At 64.4% G+C, this 18,263-nt stretch carries 17 protein-coding genes; 11 read left to right on the top strand and 6 right to left on the bottom strand.

Features of this window, described 5'->3' with window-relative positions; all coding sequences use genetic code 11:
* The first annotated feature begins 9 nt into the window (after nucleotides 1–9).
* From QM797_RS09845 to QM797_RS09825, 5 genes are all read left to right on the top strand, one after another.
* Nucleotides 10–1,203, top strand: coding sequence for a sensor histidine kinase (locus tag QM797_RS09845; RefSeq protein WP_283275183.1), 1,194 nt, complete (start codon nucleotides 10–12; stop codon nucleotides 1,201–1,203).
* Complete coding sequence (locus QM797_RS09840; RefSeq protein WP_283275181.1) at nucleotides 1,203–1,862, top strand: response regulator; 660 nt, start codon at nucleotides 1,203–1,205, stop codon at nucleotides 1,860–1,862. The genes QM797_RS09845 and QM797_RS09840 overlap by 1 nt, the downstream gene beginning before the upstream one ends.
* 81 nt (nucleotides 1,863–1,943) lie before the next feature.
* Entirely contained in the window at nucleotides 1,944–2,696 is a 753-nt protein-coding gene (locus QM797_RS09835) for an ABC transporter ATP-binding protein (protein WP_283275180.1), read from the top strand.
* On the top strand, nucleotides 2,693–4,078 hold the full coding sequence (locus QM797_RS09830; protein ID WP_283275178.1) for an ABC transporter permease: 1,386 nt from the start codon (nucleotides 2,693–2,695) through the stop codon (nucleotides 4,076–4,078). Before QM797_RS09835 ends, QM797_RS09830 begins: the two co-directional genes overlap by 4 nt.
* A gap of 182 nt (nucleotides 4,079–4,260) precedes the next feature.
* On the top strand, nucleotides 4,261–5,118 hold the full coding sequence (locus QM797_RS09825) for a DUF559 domain-containing protein (RefSeq protein ID WP_283275177.1): 858 nt from the start codon (nucleotides 4,261–4,263) through the stop codon (nucleotides 5,116–5,118).
* 111 nt (nucleotides 5,119–5,229) lie between these two features.
* On the opposite strand, the gene egtD is transcribed toward QM797_RS09825, so the two are convergent.
* The 4 genes from egtD to egtA are packed head-to-tail and all read right to left on the bottom strand — an operon-like array spanning nucleotide 5,230 to nucleotide 9,502.
* The gene (gene egtD / locus QM797_RS09820) at nucleotides 5,230–6,198 is read right to left on the bottom strand and encodes an L-histidine N(alpha)-methyltransferase (protein WP_283275176.1); all 969 of its coding nucleotides are present in this window, start codon (nucleotides 6,196–6,198) and stop codon (nucleotides 5,230–5,232) included.
* The gene (gene egtC, locus QM797_RS09815) at nucleotides 6,195–6,944 is read right to left on the bottom strand and encodes an ergothioneine biosynthesis protein EgtC (RefSeq protein ID WP_283275175.1); all 750 of its coding nucleotides are present in this window, start codon (nucleotides 6,942–6,944) and stop codon (nucleotides 6,195–6,197) included. Before egtC ends, egtD begins: the two co-directional genes overlap by 4 nt.
* Nucleotides 6,945–8,249: an ergothioneine biosynthesis protein EgtB gene (gene egtB, locus QM797_RS09810; protein ID WP_283275174.1), complete on the bottom strand. Its 1,305-nt coding sequence runs from the start codon at nucleotides 8,247–8,249 to the stop codon at nucleotides 6,945–6,947.
* Nucleotides 8,246–9,502: an ergothioneine biosynthesis glutamate--cysteine ligase EgtA gene (egtA, locus tag QM797_RS09805; protein WP_283275173.1), complete on the bottom strand. Its 1,257-nt coding sequence runs from the start codon at nucleotides 9,500–9,502 to the stop codon at nucleotides 8,246–8,248. Before egtA ends, egtB begins: the two co-directional genes overlap by 4 nt.
* A 145-nt stretch (nucleotides 9,503–9,647) precedes the next feature.
* Between egtA and QM797_RS09800 the strand changes: the two genes are divergently transcribed.
* Nucleotides 9,648–10,853, top strand: coding sequence for an aminotransferase class V-fold PLP-dependent enzyme (locus QM797_RS09800; protein WP_283275172.1), 1,206 nt, complete (start codon nucleotides 9,648–9,650; stop codon nucleotides 10,851–10,853).
* Here QM797_RS09800 and QM797_RS09795 read toward each other — a convergent pair.
* Complete coding sequence (locus QM797_RS09795) at nucleotides 10,760–11,695, bottom strand: DMT family transporter (protein ID WP_283275171.1); 936 nt, start codon at nucleotides 11,693–11,695, stop codon at nucleotides 10,760–10,762. The genes QM797_RS09800 and QM797_RS09795 overlap by 94 nt on opposite strands.
* 73 nt (nucleotides 11,696–11,768) lie before the next feature.
* Between QM797_RS09795 and QM797_RS09790 the strand changes: the two genes are divergently transcribed.
* The 3 genes from QM797_RS09790 (at nucleotide 11,769) to pth (ending at nucleotide 13,902) form a co-directional block, all read left to right on the top strand.
* The gene (locus tag QM797_RS09790) at nucleotides 11,769–12,377 is read left to right on the top strand and encodes a TetR/AcrR family transcriptional regulator (protein WP_283275170.1); all 609 of its coding nucleotides are present in this window, start codon (nucleotides 11,769–11,771) and stop codon (nucleotides 12,375–12,377) included.
* Between the two features lie 178 nt (nucleotides 12,378–12,555).
* Complete coding sequence (locus tag QM797_RS09785; protein ID WP_283275169.1) at nucleotides 12,556–13,224, top strand: 50S ribosomal protein L25/general stress protein Ctc; 669 nt, start codon at nucleotides 12,556–12,558, stop codon at nucleotides 13,222–13,224.
* A gap of 90 nt (nucleotides 13,225–13,314) precedes the next feature.
* Nucleotides 13,315–13,902, top strand: a complete 588-nt coding sequence (pth, locus tag QM797_RS09780) for an aminoacyl-tRNA hydrolase (RefSeq protein ID WP_283275168.1) — start codon at nucleotides 13,315–13,317, stop codon at nucleotides 13,900–13,902.
* Between the two features lie 99 nt (nucleotides 13,903–14,001).
* Here the strand turns inward: pth and QM797_RS09775 are convergent, their stop codons facing one another.
* Nucleotides 14,002–15,636: a fatty acyl-AMP ligase gene (locus tag QM797_RS09775; protein WP_283275167.1), complete on the bottom strand. Its 1,635-nt coding sequence runs from the start codon at nucleotides 15,634–15,636 to the stop codon at nucleotides 14,002–14,004.
* A 218-nt stretch (nucleotides 15,637–15,854) separates the two neighbouring features.
* On the opposite strand from QM797_RS09775, the gene QM797_RS09770 reads away from it, so the two are divergent.
* The gene (locus tag QM797_RS09770; RefSeq protein WP_283275341.1) at nucleotides 15,855–17,489 is read left to right on the top strand and encodes a peptide chain release factor 3; all 1,635 of its coding nucleotides are present in this window, start codon (nucleotides 15,855–15,857) and stop codon (nucleotides 17,487–17,489) included.
* 7 nt (nucleotides 17,490–17,496) lie between these two features.
* Nucleotides 17,497–18,150: a nicotinamide riboside transporter PnuC gene (gene pnuC, locus QM797_RS09765; RefSeq protein WP_283275166.1), complete on the top strand. Its 654-nt coding sequence runs from the start codon at nucleotides 17,497–17,499 to the stop codon at nucleotides 18,148–18,150.
* The last annotated feature ends 113 nt before the right edge of the window (nucleotides 18,151–18,263 follow it).

Below are 18,263 nucleotides of genomic sequence, written 5' to 3'. Positions count from 1 at the left end.
TCTGATCGAGTGCTGCGCAAGCGTTCGATCTCACGGCAGGTGCTCGATGCCACCTATGCGGTCGTCTTCGTTCTGCTGCTGCTGGCGTCCACCCTGAACGGAGTCGCCGGTACCGCAGGTGTGGGTGTTCTGGTCGGGTTCGGCATCGCATTGGCCATCCGGCGCCGATCACCACGATGGTCGTTGGCGCTCGCCTGGGTGCTGGCCGTCGTGCAGATGGTCGGCGGAGTGCTCCCCCTGTCGGCGAATACCGCGATCTTCGCAATTCTTTATTGCTCGGCCGCCTACGGCGACAACCTGGTTCGACGCCTCGGGCTCGTCTCGGCCGTCGTCGGCGGCGTGATAGCCGCGCTGTATCTCGCGTACGTGGACGGCGATCCGTTCAGCGCGCCCAGAGAGGAGGTGATCCGGGAACCCCGCCTCGTGCAGTTCGCCTTCCTTCTTGCCGGCCTGTGGGCCATGCTCGGGTTGTCCTGGGCATTGGGTCGCCTCGCCTACGCCCGGCGCACCGCCATCGAATCCGCACATGCACGCGAGCTCGCGGAGGTGCATCAGGCCCGGGCCGAACACGAGGTCGCAATCGAGCAGGAGCGCAACCGAATTGCCCGCGACATGCACGACATCGTGGCGCATTCACTGGCCGTGGTGATCGCTCAGGCCGACGGGGCGCGCTATGTGCGCACCGTCGACCCCGCTGCCGTCGACACCGCACTGACGGCCATCTCCGGCACCGCCCGAGATGCGCTGTCCGATGTCCGGGTGCTGTTGGGACAACTTCGGCACAGTCAAGGCGATCTGCCGAATCCGACGCCGGGAGACCTCGAGCGTCTGCTCGACCAGATGCGCGCCACCGGGCTGACCATCGACTCTTCGGTCGACACCACAGAGGTTCCGTTGGGAGCAGGAGCGCACCTGGCGCTGTACCGCATCGCGCAGGAATCGTTGACCAATGCACTGCGCCACGGCGACCCACACAAGCCGGTGACTGTCGCCATCGAATCCGATTCCGCCGGCATCGAACTGACGGTGCGCAACAGCATGTCCTCGACGCGGCCGATGTCGGCATCAGTCGGTCACGGCGTCGCCGGCATGAAGGAACGCGCCGGCCTCTCCGGCGGTACCTGCACCGCGTCCGGCGACGGCTCGACCTGGTCTGTGACAGCGTGGCTGCCCGCAGCCACATCTACGAAGGGAATCGGCTGATGTCCGATCGGATCAAGGTCGCTCTCGTCGACGATCAACAACTGTTCCGAGCCGGTATTCGCATGCTCATCTCCTCGCAACCCGACCTCGAATTCGTGGGCGAAGCGGGTAACGGTGAAGAGGCCGTCGATCTCGCCGCGTCGGCCACCCCCGACGTGATGCTCATGGACATCAGGATGCCGGTGCTCGACGGTATCGCCGCGACCGAGCAGATTTTGGCGGCCTCCGACACTCCTCCGCGCATTCTGGTACTCACGACGTTCGACCTGGACGAGAGCGCGGCGCGGGCCATTCGTTCGGGGGCAAGCGGATTCGTGCTCAAGGATGCCGACCCGGAGTTTCTGCTCGCGGCGATCCGTACGGTTCATGCCGGAAACTCGGTGATCGCTGCGTCCGCGACGACCGGTTTGCTGGCGCATTTCACTCCGACGCCTCCGGTTCCGACGGTGCCGGCCGCGTTCGGGACCCTCACTGCGCGGGAGAAGGAGCTCTTTCGGCTCACAGCCCGTGGGTTGAGCAACTCCGAGATTGCCGAGCTGGAGTACTTGAGCGAGGCGACGGTGAAGACGCACATCAGTCGCATCTTCGCCAAGCTTCAACTGCGTGACCGAGTGCAGTTGGTGGTCTACGCATTCGAGCACGGACTCACCGGAGACTGACGCGGAAGTCATCCTGCAGATGTACGACGCGAAGACTCGCGCCTGATTACTTCGATCCGGCGAATTCATAGCGTTGTGGGCATGACGATCACAGCAGGCCCTGTTGCACGGGCATTCCAGGTCAGTAAGCATTTCGGCGACTCGTCCAATCCGGTGAGTGCGCTCGACAATGTATCTCTCGACATCCACGGCGGCCAGTTCACCGCCATCATGGGACCGTCCGGTTCCGGCAAATCGACGCTCATGCACGTCATGGCCGGGCTGGACAACGCCAGCTCGGGTCACCTGATGCTGGCCGGTGCAGACATCACCTCGGCCAACGACGACGCTCTGACGACGCTGCGACGCAAGCAGGTCGGCTTCATCTTCCAGTCCTTCAATCTTGTTCCTACGCTGGACGTTCGGGGCAACATCCTGTTGCCGTTCGAGCTCGACGGCCGCGCCCCCAGTGAGCAGGAGTCGGCCTGGATCGAGCAGCTGATCGACACCCTGGGACTGCTGGGTCGGGTGAACCACCGTCCACATCAGCTCTCGGGCGGGCAGCAGCAGCGCGTCGCGATCGCCCGCGCGCTGGGTACTCGACCGCATCTCATCTTCGCCGACGAGCCCACCGGCAACCTCGATTCCCGCACCGGCCGCGAGGTTCTCGGCCTCCTGGCCGCAGCGGTGCGCGAGTACGGCCAGTCGATCGTCATGGTCACCCACGATCCCATCGCAGCCAGTTACGCCGATCGCATCGTCTTCCTCGCCGACGGGCGCATCGTCAACGAGCTCGGGCGTTCGAGCGCGGAACAGATTTCGAGCTACATGCTGGGAATGGAGCACGCATCATGAACGGGTTGACTTCTGCTCGGGCGTCGAAAGAGCACGGTGCCAGCATTCTGGTGACGTCGTTGGCGTCGTTCTTCGGAGTGGTGTTGATTCAGGCGACTGCATTTCTGGTCGATATCTTCGGGAATTCAGACGGCGACAGTAATGACATCAACGCGCTGTACAGCGTGGCGTTGGTGTTCATCGGCTTGGCGTTGTACGTCGCGGCGGTGGTCACGTCGAACACGTTCGCGACGATCGTCGCCGGGCGCACCCGCACCATCGCACTACTTCGTCTGCTGGGGGCCCGCTCTCGTGACCTCCGCCGATCGGTCGCACGCGAGGGCCTCGTCGTCGGATTGTTCGGTGGCGCAGTCGGGATGGTCCTCGGCGTCGGCACCAGTCACTTGGCCCGGGCCATTGCGGTCTCGGCCGGTCAGTTGCCGGATGTGCAGTACACCACCGTACAGCCATTGGTGATTCTGCCGGTCGTGATCGTGGTGCTGACGACGACCGTCGCGTCGTATGCAGGGTCTCGAAAGGTTCTGGACGTCACACCCGTTCAGGCAACCGGAGGTGCAGTCGACACAGGTGTGGAGGCTCCGCGGTCGCGTCGGATCAGGACCGCGCTTTCGATCGTGCTCATCGCCGGCGGAATAATTCTGCTCGGTCTCGGGATCCTGATCGGGATGGTGAACCCGGGCGGTGTGCTGGTGGCATTCCTCGGTGGTGTCGCATCGTTCACCGGAATCATGGTCGGGGCGTACCGCATTCTGCCCGCGACGCTACGGCTGGTGGGGAGGATGTCGGGCCGTGGACCCGCTGCCCGATTGGCGTCCGCCAACGCGATTCGCTATCCGGATCGCAGTACCCGAACCGCGGTGGGACTGTTGATCGGGGTGACGTTGGTGACGACGTTCGCGGTCGCGATGTACAGCTACCGGTCGATGCTCGTCAACGACTACGACGAGGCCACGGTGGGTCAGGTCCTCACTGTGACAGTGGGAATCATGACGGGACTCATCGGCTTCTCGGCCGTCATCGCGGCCGTCGGAATGGTGAACAACCTGCTGCTGAGCATTCTGCAGCGCACCCGTGAGATCGGTCTATTGCGTGCCCTCGGGTTCACCCGCAAGCAGATTCGAGCGATGATTGTCTCGGAGAGCACTCAGATGGTGGTTGCATCGATGGGCTTCGGGCTGATCCTCGGCATCGGGTACGGCTGGGCCGCAGCACAATCGCTGCTGGGCTCACTGGATTCGCGCGGGCTCACCGCGCCTACCCTGCCGTGGGCGGTCATCGCCGGAACAGTGCTGTGCGGTGGACTCCTCGCACTCGGTGCCTCATTGACCCCGGCGCGACGTGCCAATCAAATTTCGCCGGTACTCGCATTGGCGGACGCCTGATCTCTAGGCTTCGGGCCGGGTTGCGCACTATCGACGCTGATCGACGGGATCCCGTCGATCGGCGGCCGTAGTGTGCAGTGGTGCCCCCCATGCCGAGCTGGCCTGTGGATAACGTCATCGAGTTATCCACAGTTGCGAAATTGCCACTGTTGCATGGGCAGCACAACGGCAACGGTGTAGCGATGGGGGTTTACACGGTGCAGCAATTGGTGGCGCAAGGGCTCAGTACGAGCACGATTTCGAGGCGATCGCAGTCGGGAGAGCTCTTACGCCTGCTGCCGAAGGTCTACGCGACGGAGAAACCGGACTACTTCGGACTGTGCACCGGTGCGACTCTGTGGAGACCGGATGCCGCACTGAGCCATGAAAGTGCGGCCTGGTTGTGGGGACTGATCGACTATGAACCGCGTCTGGTCGATGTCACTGTTGGCCCAACCGGCCAGTCGAGGTCGGTCCCCTGGATTCGAGTTCATCGCCGGGTTCTGCACGACGTCACCACGCGCCGAGGCATACGGGTGGTCTCACTGGAGCAGACATTCGTCGATGTGGCGACCTGCTTGTCGACGCGTGATCTCGAAAAGTTCTTCGACAACGCCATCGACCATCACCTGCCGTGGCGTCGGGTCGCCGAATTGTGTACCACGGCAAAGGGAATGAACGGCATGGCTGCCGTTCGCAAACAGCTCCGAACATGTTGCCCGAGGACACGATCCGAGCCGGAGCGCGTGGTAGCGCGGGCATTGACAGCTCGCCACTTCACAATGGAGATCAATGCACGCGTAGGGAAGTTCTACGGCGACCTGGTCGACTTTTCCGCACGAGTCATAGTCGAAATCGATGGCCGAGAGTTTCACACGGATCCCACAACGTTCAACAACGATCGTCGACGGCAGAACGAGTTGGTGCTCGATGGATGGTTGGTGCTGCGATACTCGGCGGCAACGGCGCTTGCGGACCTCGATCGCGTCGTGGACGAAATCATCGCCGTGGTGCGGCGTCGCCGGAAGTCGATTGCGGGGACGGATCGCCGACTGCCGTAGGTTTGCGCTCACAGCGGGCCGGGTTGCGCACTATCGACGCCGATCGACGGGATCCCGTCGATCGGCGTCGGTAGCGTGCAATAGTGCCCGCCATGTCAGACCGAGTAGTCGCTACCCACCCTTGCGCGCGAGGATGAGCGCGAAGCGCGATTCTGCATCGGACCACAGATGCTCGACGTCGAATCCCGCTGCCGCGAGTTCTTCGGTAATGCCCTCCGGTCGGAATTTCGCCGAGATCTCGGTGCGCAGGTCCTCACCGGCGTCGAAGTGCACGTGCAGATCGAGATCGGCGAGGTACACCTCCTGCGGCGACGTAGCCCGGAGCCGCATCTCGATCCACTCCTGCTCGGCGTTCCAGAGCGCGACGTGCTCGAACGCATCTGCGTCGAAGTCTCCACCCAAGCGAGAGTTGATCACCGACAGCACGTTTCGATTGAACTTCGCCGTCACCCCTGCCGCGTCGTCGTACGCCGGAACCAGAACCTTGGGGTCGATGACCAGGCCGACACCGATTAGCAGGTGTTCGCCGGGATCCAGAGCGTCGGCGATGGCCTTCAAAAATTCCTCGCGCTCCTCGGGAATGAGGTTGCCCAGGGTGCCGCCGAGGAACGCAATCGTCCGCCGAAGGCCGTTCGGCAGATTGTGCAGCGTATCGGTGAAATCGCTGACGATGCCGTGCACCTCGAGGGCGGGGAACTCCTGGTTGATCTGCTCGATGGCCCCCTCGAGAGCAGTGACTGATACATCCTGCGGCACATAGGCTTTCAACGAACCGTGCTTGACCCCTGCAGCGAGCAGGATCTTCGTCTTCTCCGACGAGCCCGAGCCCAACTCGATCAACATCGTCGATTCGGTAGCCTCGGCGATGTCGAGGGCATGTTCTTCGAGGAGCGCCCGCTCGGTGCGGGTCGGATAATACTCTGGCAGCACGGTGATCTGCTCGAACAACTCGCTGCCCAGTGCATCGTAGAAGTACTTGGGCGAGAGCCACTTCGGCGAGGACGTCAACCCGTCTCTCACGTCCTTGCGTAGCTCGTCCACCAGTGCTGTGTCTGCGAGATGTACCTCGACAGTGCTCATGTGTGCTCCTCTTCATCGAGACGGGAAACGGTGAATTCCGATGCCGTGGCGACGACAAGACTGCGGTCGTCGATGTGCATCCAGTCGGAAGCTTCGTCGGTTGGTTCGGACGCAATGGTGACGGCGTCCTCGGAACGGCGGACAGACAATGCGTGGTGCACTGCGGTGGCGTACATGTTCTCCCCATCGCCGAGGAGAAAGTTGAGCCTGGACCCCGGCGCGCGCGCTTCGATGCGCCGGACCAACGTGGCAAGGGCTACCGGCGGGTCGAGGGTTGCGAGCAACTGCCGCAGCATGATCCAGATCGCGGCCGCGTCGGTCGGAGCCGGCAACGTGAGTGCATCGACCGGTGGCACCTCGGACCACAGGTCGGTCAGCGAGTGCGGCCAGCCGCGTACCACGCCGTTGTGGCTGAAGGCCCAGCGGCCGTCGGTGAACGGCGCGCAGGCAGACCGTTCCACCGGCATGCCCACCGTGGCCGACCGCACCGCAGCGATCACCGACGTCGAATCGAGCTGCGGCAGAACGTCGTCCACCGCCGGATCGGTCCAGATGGGCATCGGATTGCGGTAGCTGCGAACTGAACCGTCCTGCCACCAGGCGACGCCGAAGCCGTCGGCGTTCACGGTGCCGCCGCCGCGCATGTCGTTGGGGGCATACGACTGAACGCGGAGACTGTGGTCACCGCCGGTGAGCACTCCCCCGACCGACGTGCGAGGGCCTAGATACCCCAGGTGACGGCACATTCAGCTGGGCTCGACATCGCGGGCCAACCGGAACCCACTGAAGATCTGCCGGCGAATCGGGTGATCCCAGTTGCGGAACGTTCCTCGGCACGCCACTTCGTCGGTACCGAACGAGCCGCCGCGCAACACCTTGTAATCGCCTCGCAGAAATACCTCGGAGTACTCGGCGTAGGGGAACGCCTCGAATCCGGGGTACGCCTCGAAGTCCGAGGAAGTCCATTCCCAGACATCACCGATGAGGTGGTGCACGCCGTCCGCGGACGCACCGTCCGGGTACGCGCCCACGTCCGCCGGCTCCAGGTGCCGCTGATTCAGATTGGTATGCGCAGCAGTGGGTTCGGCGTCGCCCCACGGGTAGGCGCGGCTGATACCGGTCGTGGCATCGAAGCGCGCGGCCTTCTCCCACTCCGCCTCCGTCGGTAGGCGCTTGCCCACCCAGCGGGCGTAGGCGTCGGCCTCGAACCAGCACACGTGCACGACGGGTTGGTGCGGACGCACCGGACGGCGCACCCCGAAGCTACGACGCCACCACGTGCCATCGGAATCGCGCTCCCAGAATTGCGGAGCGCTGAGGTCGGCCTCGACGCGATGCTGCCAACCCTTCTCGGTCCACAGATCGCGGCGCCGGTAGCCGCCGTCCTCGATGAATTCGACGAACTGCGCGTTGGTGACTGGGGCGCGGTCCATGGCGAACGTCGGCACGTGCACCGTGTGGGCCGGACGTTCGTTGTCCAGCGCCCACGGGTCGAGCGAGGTGCCCATCGAGAACGACCCACCGGTGATGATCGCCTCACCCGAGACCTGAACCACAGACACAGGCGGCGCTGGGGCAGCGAGAACAGCTGGCCCAGAGCGCAATTGATGCGTCGCAAGCATGGTCTCGTCGTGCTGCTGCTCGTGTTGCGCGATCATGCCGAACGCGAAGCCGTGATTCTCGACCGGTCTGCCCTCGAACGTGCTGCGGTCGAGCACGTCCCAGGCCTTGTCTCGAACGGTCTGCACGTAGACGCGCGCCTCGTCGGGAGTGAGCAACGGAAGCGAGGTGCGCGAGGACCGCGAGTGTTTGAATGCGTCGTAGAGCTCGTCGATATCGGGACGAACGGGATCACGACCCCCGACGTCGCGAACCAACCAGAGTTCTTCCTGACTTCCGATGTGCGCGAGATCCCAGACAAGAGGGCTCATCAACGGCGAATGCTGAGCCATCAGTTCGGTTTCGTCCACACAATCGGTGAGTGCCGCACTGCGAGCCCGACCGCGACCGAGGACCGTCTCTATCCTGTTCCTGAGTTGTTCGGCGCTCACACCGATTCCTTTCGAGTGTGGAATGCCCGCGTCGCGGTGTCGAATTCGCTCGGGGGCTCGCCGGAGTGACATCGGCGAGCGGCCTCCAATAGGTAGTCGGCGTGCTCGCCGCCGAACTCCGCCGCGAGGTGCAGCAATTCGGTTGCGGCCGAGCGGAGATCACGGTCATCGAGCCCGACGCGAGCCGCGTCGAGCCAACGTCCGGCGGTACCTGCTCCGATCTCGGTGGCGCGAGCCACCAGCTCGGGTGTCGACAACAGCGCCTCGAACGCCGCCGCAGGAACCACCCACTGCCCGTCCGGTTGGGCATCGAGGTAACGGATCTCGAGGTGACCGCACGCGCGAACCTGGGGGAACAGGGTGGTCAGATGATAGTCGAGATCCCCGTAGGTAGGGGCGCGTCCGACGACGCCTGGATCGGCCAACCACTGCGCGAACGTCGTACCCGCAGGCGCTTCCCAGTTCTGGTCGACACCATGTATGCAGAGCAGCGGAACGTCGAGAGCCCACCGTGCGTAGTCGGCAATCGGGTCTCCGGTATTGGGAACCGCGGTTCTGCTGGAATCCGTTCTACTGGAATCGAGTTCGAGCCACGTCCGCATTCGCTGGGACGCCCACATTCCATCGGGGGCTCCTTCGAGTTCCGGGGACCGCGCGAATGCCGCCACGAAGGCCGGGCCGATGACGTGGAGCATTCGCCAACGCGCGGCAACCTCGGCCCGATCACGACCGGCGTCGACACTCACCTGCGCGGCAGCCGTGTTGCACATCATCAATTTGCCATAGGGACCGATGGTGGTGAATCGGTTCTCCATAGCGCAGTATCTCGGCAATACGAGGAGTCGTTCCGGAGCGCGGCTGGTATCGGCGGGAACCGCGAGGATGCTGATGCCGGAGCCGTCGAGCATGTCTCGCAACAACCGGGCGTCGGCGTCGAGCACGGTTGCGAGATCGGAAACGGATGTATAAGGCGAACTGGACAATTCGACTTGGCCGCCGGGTTCGACGGTGACGATACTTCCGCCCGGCAACGTCAGGGCGGGCGACTCGGGGGCGATACTGCGCGGGGAGTGATCACCGAGTGCAGTTGCCAGCAAAGAGAGGTTGGGACGCGTTCCGTCGTCGAGGGCAGTGAGCCACTCGAGTTCGGCACCGATCAGCGCCGGTGGACCCAGCTTGAAACACACCTTCGACACGTATGCCTCGGCTGCTGGGCGCGTACTCAGCTCGAGGGACTTCTCGTTGGACGACACTTTTTCCTTCTTTCCGCACTCACCACGTTCTTCGCTACCGAACGTACCCAGCTGCGGGGATCGAAAACGCTGTGATCCCGCGTCGTAACGAGGCTACAGATTGTGCAACCCTGATGCCGAGAGTTCGTGACAGGAAGGACGACCGATGCTCGATCAGGACCGCATTCGCCGCGACACCCCCGGTGCGTCGGGACGGGTGTTTCTCGACAGCGCCGGCTCCTCGTTGCCCCCCACCGTCGTCCTCGACACCGCGATCGCGCACCTGCGCCGGGAAGCGGAAATCGGTGGCTACCGGGCCGCAACCGAACGAGCGAACGACCTCGCCGCGGTGAAGACATCGATCGGAACATTGATCGGGGCTTCGGCGTCGAGCATCGCACTGAGCGATTCCGCGACGCGCGCCTGGACCGACTTCTTCTACTCGGTGCCGCTCTCCCCCGGTGATCGAATCCTTCTGTGCCAGGCCGAATACGCCAGCAACGCGATCTGCGCTTTGCACCGCGCCGAGGTCACCGGAGCCACCGTGGAGGTGATTCCGAGCGACGAGTCGGGACGGATCGACGTCGACGCGCTGGCAATCATGCTCGACGATCGCGTGAAGCTGGTCTCGGTGGTGCACGCACCCACCAACAGTGGCCTGATCAACCCCGCCCGCGCCATCGCCGATCTTGCCCACCGACACGGCGCCCTGGTACTGCTCGACGCCTGCCAGTCCATCGGACAGATACGCGTCGACGTCGAGGAGCTCGGTGTCGACGCACTCTCTGCCACCGGACGCAAGTGGCTCCGCGGCCCGCGCGGAACCGGATTTCTCTACCTGCGTCCAGGATTGGCGTCGACGTTGCATCCACCGGCCCTCGACTTGCACAGCGCTCGATGGGACGACGCCTCCACCTACCGAATGGCCGACGACGCCACGCGATTCGAGTTCTGGGAATGCGACGTCGCGGCCAGGCTCGCGCTCGGTGCTGCCGTCGACTACCTGCTCGAACTCGGTATCGACAACGTCGAGGACGCAGTCGCCGAACGTGCCGAATACCTGCGCGCCGGACTCCCAAAAATCCCCGGGGTGACGGTGCAGGATCTAGGCGATCGCAAGAGTGGCATCGTCTCCTTCACCGTCGACGGTGAAGATCCTGTGACTGTCCGTGACCGACTCGCCGCCGAGGACGTGACAGTGACCGTCAGCCATCGCAGCTCGACGCGACTGGACATGACAGGCCGGGGACTCGACGCCATCGTTCGTGCATCTCCGCACTACTTCGTCACTTTCGCCGAACTGGACACGATGCTCACTGCGCTCGCAGGTGCACGAAACTTCGGCACCTGGACCGAAGTTCCGCTCACATAGGCAGCCACACCGATTGCCGAGACCGCCAGCCCACCGACTCCCACCCAGGTGATCGCATCGCCGAACATGAGCCAGGCCCACACCATGGTCGTCGGCGGAGTCAGGTAGAGCAGCACGCTGGCGCGGGTGGGCCCGTTGCGACGCACCACGAACAGATACGCGCCGTATGCACCGAAGGTCGACAGCACCACCGTCCAGACGCCGGCCAACCCGAAACCCACTGTCATCGGCGGTGCGGCATCTCCGGCCAGCATGCTCCATGTCATGAATCCGGCTGCGCTGATCGAACATTGGATGGCCATCGACAGCGCGATCGGCTCCTTCGGTGCCAGGATTCGCTGACCGATGGTCCCTATCGACAAGGCCAGCATCCCGGCGGCCGGTAGCAGGTAGACGGGCCAGGCGAGATCCGCACCGGACATGTCCCCCACCACGACCAGCGACACCCCGACGATGCCGACGACTAGTCCCAGACTCTGCCTCGGCCCGACGCGTTCGCCGAAGATCCTGCTCGACGCCAACGCGACCAGCAGCGGCTGCAGGGCGGCGATCAGCGCGGCGACACCTGGCGGCACGCCCATCCCGATGCCGGTGATGGTGGCACCGAGGTAGAGGAACTGGCAGAACAGGCCCAGGACGGCGTGGATTCGGATGGCGTGCCAGGTCGGTGTCAGCCTTCGGTATCGGCACCACGCGATCAGCAGCACCACGGCCGCGACATAGCGCCAGGCCAGCAGCGTGTGCGCGGGGGCTTCCGCCGTACCGAGTTCGGCTCCGATGAAGCCCGAACTCCACAGCACCACCAGGGCCGTACCTGCGACGGCGTCAAAATTCGCTTTCATGCCTCGATGTAAACATACAGGTCTGTATACTCGCAGTGCACCTGCTTCTCACCAGCACTTTCGGAAGGTATCCATGCTCGACAAGCCACTCACCCCCGCCGGAGAACGCATTCTCACCGTCGCCAGCGAGCTGTTCTACGCCCGCGGGATCCGTGCCGTCGGCGTCGACCTCATCGCCGAGGAGGCCGGCACCACCAAGAAGACCCTGTACGACCGCTTCGGCTCCAAGGACGGCCTGGTGCAGCGGTACCTCACCCGCCGTTACGGCCTGTGGTGCGAGCACGTGAGCCGGTACGTCGAGTCCCTCACCCCGGGCGACGCGCGCATCCTGGGGGTGTACGACGCCCTCGATCTATGGATGCGCGACAACCATCGCGGCTGCGGATTCGTCAACGCGTTCGCCGAGTTCGGCGGCACCGACAGCCCAGTACTCGAGATCATCAAGTCCGAGAAGGAATGGACCAGATCGCTGTTCGCGCAATTGGCCGCCGACGCCGGGTACGCCGACGCCGAACAGCTGGGATCGCGACTGTCGGTACTGCACGAGGGTGCGGTGGTGATGGGAACCGCGGGCGGCCGCGATGATGCGATATCCGTGGCGCGTGGTGTTGCCGCCGAGTTGCTCGCTGCGCTCGCAGGTGCACGAAAGTTCGTAGCAGGGGTCGAACTTCCGCGCACATGACGTGGTCGTGTATTGTCTTCCAGGTTGTCTCGGCGAGGGTAGATCCACGATTTCAGGATCCACCGTTATCGACGCGGCTCGGCCCCGTTGGCCGCGCTCGATCGTGTCCGCCCCGACGAGCTTGACCGCCCGACGAAGTACGCCGCACGAACCACAGTTATCAGGAGCATGTAGCACCATGGCATCGAAGACCAACAATCTCACCGCACTCGTTCGCACCGAATTCGGCAAGGGCGCTGCTCGTCGCACCCGTCGTGACGGCCTCGTTCCCGCCGTGCTGTACGGACACGCCACCGATCCCCAGCACCTCGCGCTGGACGCTCGCGCGTTCGCAGCCGTGCTGCGTAACGACGGCACCAACGCCGTGCTGACCCTCGACATCGACGGCAAGTCGCAGCTCGCGCTCACCAAGTCGATCGTCGTGCACCCGATCCGTCGCAGCATCGAGCACGCCGACCTCCTCGTCCTGAAGAAGGGCGAGCGCGTCACCGTCGAGGTCAACATCATCGTCGAAGGCGACGCCGCGCCGGGCACCCTGGTCGTCACCGACTCCACGTACATCGAGATCGAGGCCGACGCGCTGGAAATCCCGGAGAACTTCGTCATCTCCGTCGAGGACAACCAGATCGACACCCAGTACTACGCGCGCGACGTCGAGCTGCCTGACGGCGTCACCCTGATGTCCGACCCCGAGCAGCTGCTCGTCAACGTCACCGAGGCACCGTCCGAGGAAGAGCTCGAGGCCGACGGCGAAGGCACCGAGCCGATCTCCGAAGAGGGAGAGGCCGAGACTCAGGAAGAAGCAGAGTCCGAGGACGAGGACGAGAGCAAGGACAGCGACAGCTGATCTCGCTCCACCGACCGCGTACGACGCGCTGCTCCCACACCGGGAGCAGCGCGTCGTTCGTTTCGAAGGCGTGATGAGACAATGACGACCGTGAGTGATGACCCCGAAGCGCCGGCCCTGATCGTAGGCCTCGGCAATCCCGGCCCGCAGTACGAAAAGACCCGCCACAACGTCGGTTTCATGGTTGCCGACGCCCTGGCCGGACGCATCGGCGGGGCGTTCTCCTCGCACAAGAAGTCCAATTCCGACATAGTGCAGGCTCGTCTGGGTCGACGCTCGGTGGTCGTCGCCAAGCCGCGCACGTTCATGAATCTCTCGGGCCAGCCGGTGGCGGCGCTGGCCCGGTTCTTCTCCATCGACGCAGCGAACATCGCGGTGGTGCACGACGAGTTGGACATCGACTTCGGCGCTCTCCGACTCAAACTCGGCGGCGGCGAAGGTGGGCACAACGGGCTGCGCTCGATCTCGCAGCATCTGAGCACCAAGGACTATCTGCGGGTTCGCGTCGGCGTCGGACGCCCGCCCGGACGAATGGATCCCGCGTCGTTCGTCCTCAAGCCGTTCTCGGCCGCCGAACGCAAGGATCTCGGCGTCGTCGTCGAAGAAGCCGCGGACGCCGCCGAACTCCTGCTCTCGGCCGGACTCGAAGCGGCGCAGAACAGGGTGCACCCGCGCTGAACAGGGAACCGCGCGCCCCCATTACGAACCGAGCGCCGGTTCTCGCCTCCGAGCGCACGCGCGCACCCGACAGAAAGGGTGTGAGGTTCCCCCGACGCCTCAGTTGAGCAGTGACGCCGAATTGGCCCGTCGCAGTTTGCCGCTCGATGTCTTGGGAATGCTGCCCGGCCCCAACACCGCAACGGTTCGCGGCCGCACGCCGACCTCCGAGTGCACGGCGTGGACCACCTCACGTTCGATGCGCTTGACCTCGTCGGAATTGTCGATGTCGTTGGTTTCCACTGCTACAGCGAAACTTTCACGCTTGTCGCCTGCATCGAGCCGGATGGCGACGGCATTGCCCGGTCGCACACCTGCGACGGTTTGTGCTGCCCGTTCGATGTCGGTGGGATAGATGTTGCGACCGCCCATGATGATGACGTCCTTGATGCGTCCGCATACGACCACAAGTTCTTCCTCGGTGATGTAGCCGACGTCGCCCGTATCGAGCCAGCCGTCGGCGTCGAGCGGCGAGACCGGCCCCTCGACGGTGATGTATCCGGGTGTGACGGCCTTGCCCCGCACTTCGATGATGCCGACACCGCGGGCGGTCAGCACCTGCCCCTCCTTGTCGACGACGCGGCCCTCGAGGCCTGGCACGAACTTGCCGAGTGTGGCGAGAGATCGAGTGTTGCCACGGGTGGACGGAACGGCTCGACCCAGAGTCTCGAGCAGGTCCGCGTCGACCACATCGATCACCTGACCTCGAGCGGGGTCCGGAATCGACACCGCCAGAGTGGTTTCCGCCATTCCGTACACCGGAGCGAGCGCCAAGGGGTTGAGCTTGTACCGGGCGCCGGCCTCTGCCAACGCGATCATCGTGTCCGGATCGACAGGCTCGGCCCCGTTCCAGGCGTAACGCAGAGTGGACAGGTCGAGGTCCAGATCGTCCTCGGCCTGCCGCAACCGACGCGCAAGCAGTGAATACGCGAAATTCGGTGCTGCCGTGACGGTTCCGCGGTACTTGTGGATGAGCTTGGCCCATAGCAGCGGTGAACGCAGAAAGTCCAGCGGAGTGATGCTGACGACCTCGGCACCGACTTGCATCGGCACCGAAAGAAAGCCCACCATCCCCATGTCGTGGAACAGCGGCAGCCAACTGACCATCACGTCGGACTCGACATCGAACTCTATGCGGTCGATCATCGCGTACGCATTGACGTAGAAGTTCTCGTGCGTGATCCGTACGGCTTTCGGTGAACCGGTCGAACCGGACGTGAGCTGCTGCAACGCGATATCGGCCTCCGCCGTCGGCACCGGGTCGATATCGCGGCCGGTCTTCATGTCCTCGATCTTCAACACGGTGATGCCGCGCTCCTCGAGCACCGCGGCGGCGATATCGAACGGGGCCCCGAGAACGACGGCCTTGGCCTCGATCATCCGCACGACGGTCTCGGTGTCCTCGCCCCACACGGCGAGGTCGGTCCGCGGAGTCGGCTGATGCAGCATCGTCACCGATGCCCCGCGCATCCACGTCGCCTGGCACGCAGGCGCGATGTCCACCGGCTGACCGGCCAGGATCCCGATCGCGTCACCGTGTTCGACGCCTGCGTCGGCCAGGGCCCCGGCCATTCGCCGCGCCTGCTCGTGGATCTCACCCCAGGACTGCCGAAGCGCCTCGTCGGGCTCGCCGGTGACCAGACCGTGCTTGCTGGTGCTCGCGGTCTCGAACATCTCTTCGGTGAACTTGCTCAACGCACGTCTCCTCGTGAGGTGAATCCCGCCCCACCGAACACAGTAGGCAGTCCCGCCCCGCCCGCGAGGCACAACAGGCCGCGTATCCTGAGAATTCGAACGCAGGATTTCTGCCCGGTCACCGTGTCGGTGCCGCCTTCTACGAGAATGAGGTTTTCGTGAGTACCCCGTCCAGTACCCCCGACGTCGACGCAGCGCTCGAAGGGTCCGGACCGGCAGTGCTGGACGAATCCGGGCCCTCTCGAAGCCCGGCGAAAGAGCTCGAGACCGAGGTCGCGAGGCGTCGAACATTCGCGGTGATCTCTCACCCCGACGCCGGTAAATCGACGCTCACCGAGGCACTCGCACTGCATGCCCGCGTCATCTCCGAGGCCGGAGCCATCCACGGCAAAGCCGGCCGCCGCTCCACCGTCTCGGACTGGATGGAGATGGAGAAGGCGCGCGGCATCTCGGTGAGTTCGACTGCGCTGCAGTTCAATTACCACACTTCACCCGATGCCGAGATCACCAACGTCATCAACCTCGTCGACACTCCGGGCCACGCCGACTTCTCCGAGGACACCTACCGCGTGCTGACCGCCGTCGACGCGGCCGTGATGCTCATCGACGCCGCCAAGGGACTGGAGCCGCAAACGCTCAAGCTGTTCCAGGTGTGTCGTCAGTTCGGCATCCCGGTGATCACGGTGATCAACAAGTGGGACCGCCCGGGCCAGTCGCCGCTGGAGCTGCTCGACGAGATCGAGTCGAGGATCGGCCTCACCCCGACGCCGCTGTACTGGCCCGTCGGCATTGCGGGCGATTTCCGCGGGCTGCTCGACGTGCAGGACGGCAGCTACATCCGCTTCACCCGCACCGCGGGCGGGGCGACCATCGCTCCCGAGGAATTCATGTCGGCCGCGGCGGCCGCCGAACGCGAGGGCGTCGACTGGGAGACCGCCGTCGAGGAGAGCGATCTACTGATCTCGAGCGGTCAGGAGCACGATCAGGAGATGTTCCTGGCCGGCCAGACGTCGCCGGTGATCTTCGGCTCGGCCATGCTCAACTTCGGTGTCCGGCAGATTCTCGACACCCTGGTGGCACTTGCTCCCCCGCCGGGATCCCGTGAGGACGCGTCCGGCGGTGTGCGCGAGGTGACCGATCCGTTCAGCGCCGTGGTGTTCAAGGTGCAGGCCGGCATGGACACCGCCCACCGCGACCGCCTCGCGTTCATGCGCGTCGTGTCCGGTGTTTTCGAACGCGGAATGGTCGTCACGCACGCCCAGACCAAGAAGCCGTTCACCACCAAGTACGCCCTGACGGTGTTCGGCCGCGACCGCACGACGGTCGAGAACGCATACCCCGGAGACATCGTCGGCCTCGTCAACGCGACCGCGCTGGCTCCAGGCCACACCCTGTACTCCGACAAGAAGGTCGAGTTCCCGCCGATCCCGTCGTTCGCGCCCGAGCACTTCTCGGCACTACGCGTCGACAGCGCAGACAAGTACAAGAAGTTCCGCCGCGCCGTGGAGCAGCTCGACTCCGAGGGTGTGGTTCAGGTGTTGCGCAACGACATTCGCGGCGACGCGTCCCCGGTGCTCGCCGCGGTCGGTCCGATGCAGTTCGAGGTGGTCACCGCACGAATGAAGACCGAGTTCGGCGTCGACGCTCGGATGGAACCGCTCGGGTACTCCTTGGCCCGGCGGACCGACGCGGCGTCGGCCGTCGAACTGGGTCGCCAGCGCGGAGTCGAAATCTTCACCCGGACCGACGGAGCCCTACTGGCGCTGGTCAGCGACAAATGGCGCCTGCAGTACATCCAGAAGGAAATGCCCGAGCTGACCCTCGAGCCGCTCGTCGCCGCGGGCGATCAGTAGCCCCCCTGTGCTGATCGATCTGCTCGACGCCGAATTCAGCGTGTTCGGCCACCCCGTGCTGTGGCGTGAGGTGGTCGGCAACGGATTCGGGCTGCTCTCGGCCATCGGCGGTATGCGACGCGTCGTGTGGGCGTGGCCGGTGGGCATCATCGGAAATGCGTTGCTGTTCACCGTATTTCTGGGCGGGGTGTTCCACACACCGCAGGCACTCGATCTCTACGGCCAGGCCGGACGCCAGCTGATGTTCATCGCCGTGAGTGTCTACGGGCTGGTGCGCTGGATGCGAGATTCCAAGCGATCGGGGGCCGCTGTGCTCCCGCGGTGGGGTACGGCGCGAGAACGGACGGCCATGCTCGTGGTCGCGGTCGTCGGCACGGTGGTGTTCGCGCAGCTGTTCGGCTATCTGGGCTCGTTCGGCAAATGGGCCGACGCGTGGATCTTCACCGGATCGATGCTCGCCACCTTCGGAATGGCGCGCGGCCTCACCGAGTTCTGGCTGATCTGGATCGCCGTGGACGTAGTGGGGGTACCACTGCTCATCGTCGCCGGTTTTTACCCGTCCGCAGCTCTCTACGTGGTGTACGCCGCGTTCGTCGCCTGGGGATTTGCCGTGTGGTTAAGGATTCAGAACAAATACATCGGTCAAAAAATGGCGTCTTAAACAATCGTGATGCTACCCTCAGCGTGTCCGAACAAACTTAGAGTACGTTTCAGCGCGCTCGACGCCGGGTGACTCGTCCTGATCGGTATCCGATCGTGACATCTCGACACCGA

Source organism: Rhodococcus sp. IEGM 1381, assembly GCF_030056795.1.
Taxonomy (GTDB): Bacteria; Actinomycetota; Actinomycetes; order Mycobacteriales; family Mycobacteriaceae; genus Rhodococcoides.
This window is presented reverse-complemented; position numbering and strand designations above follow the sequence as displayed.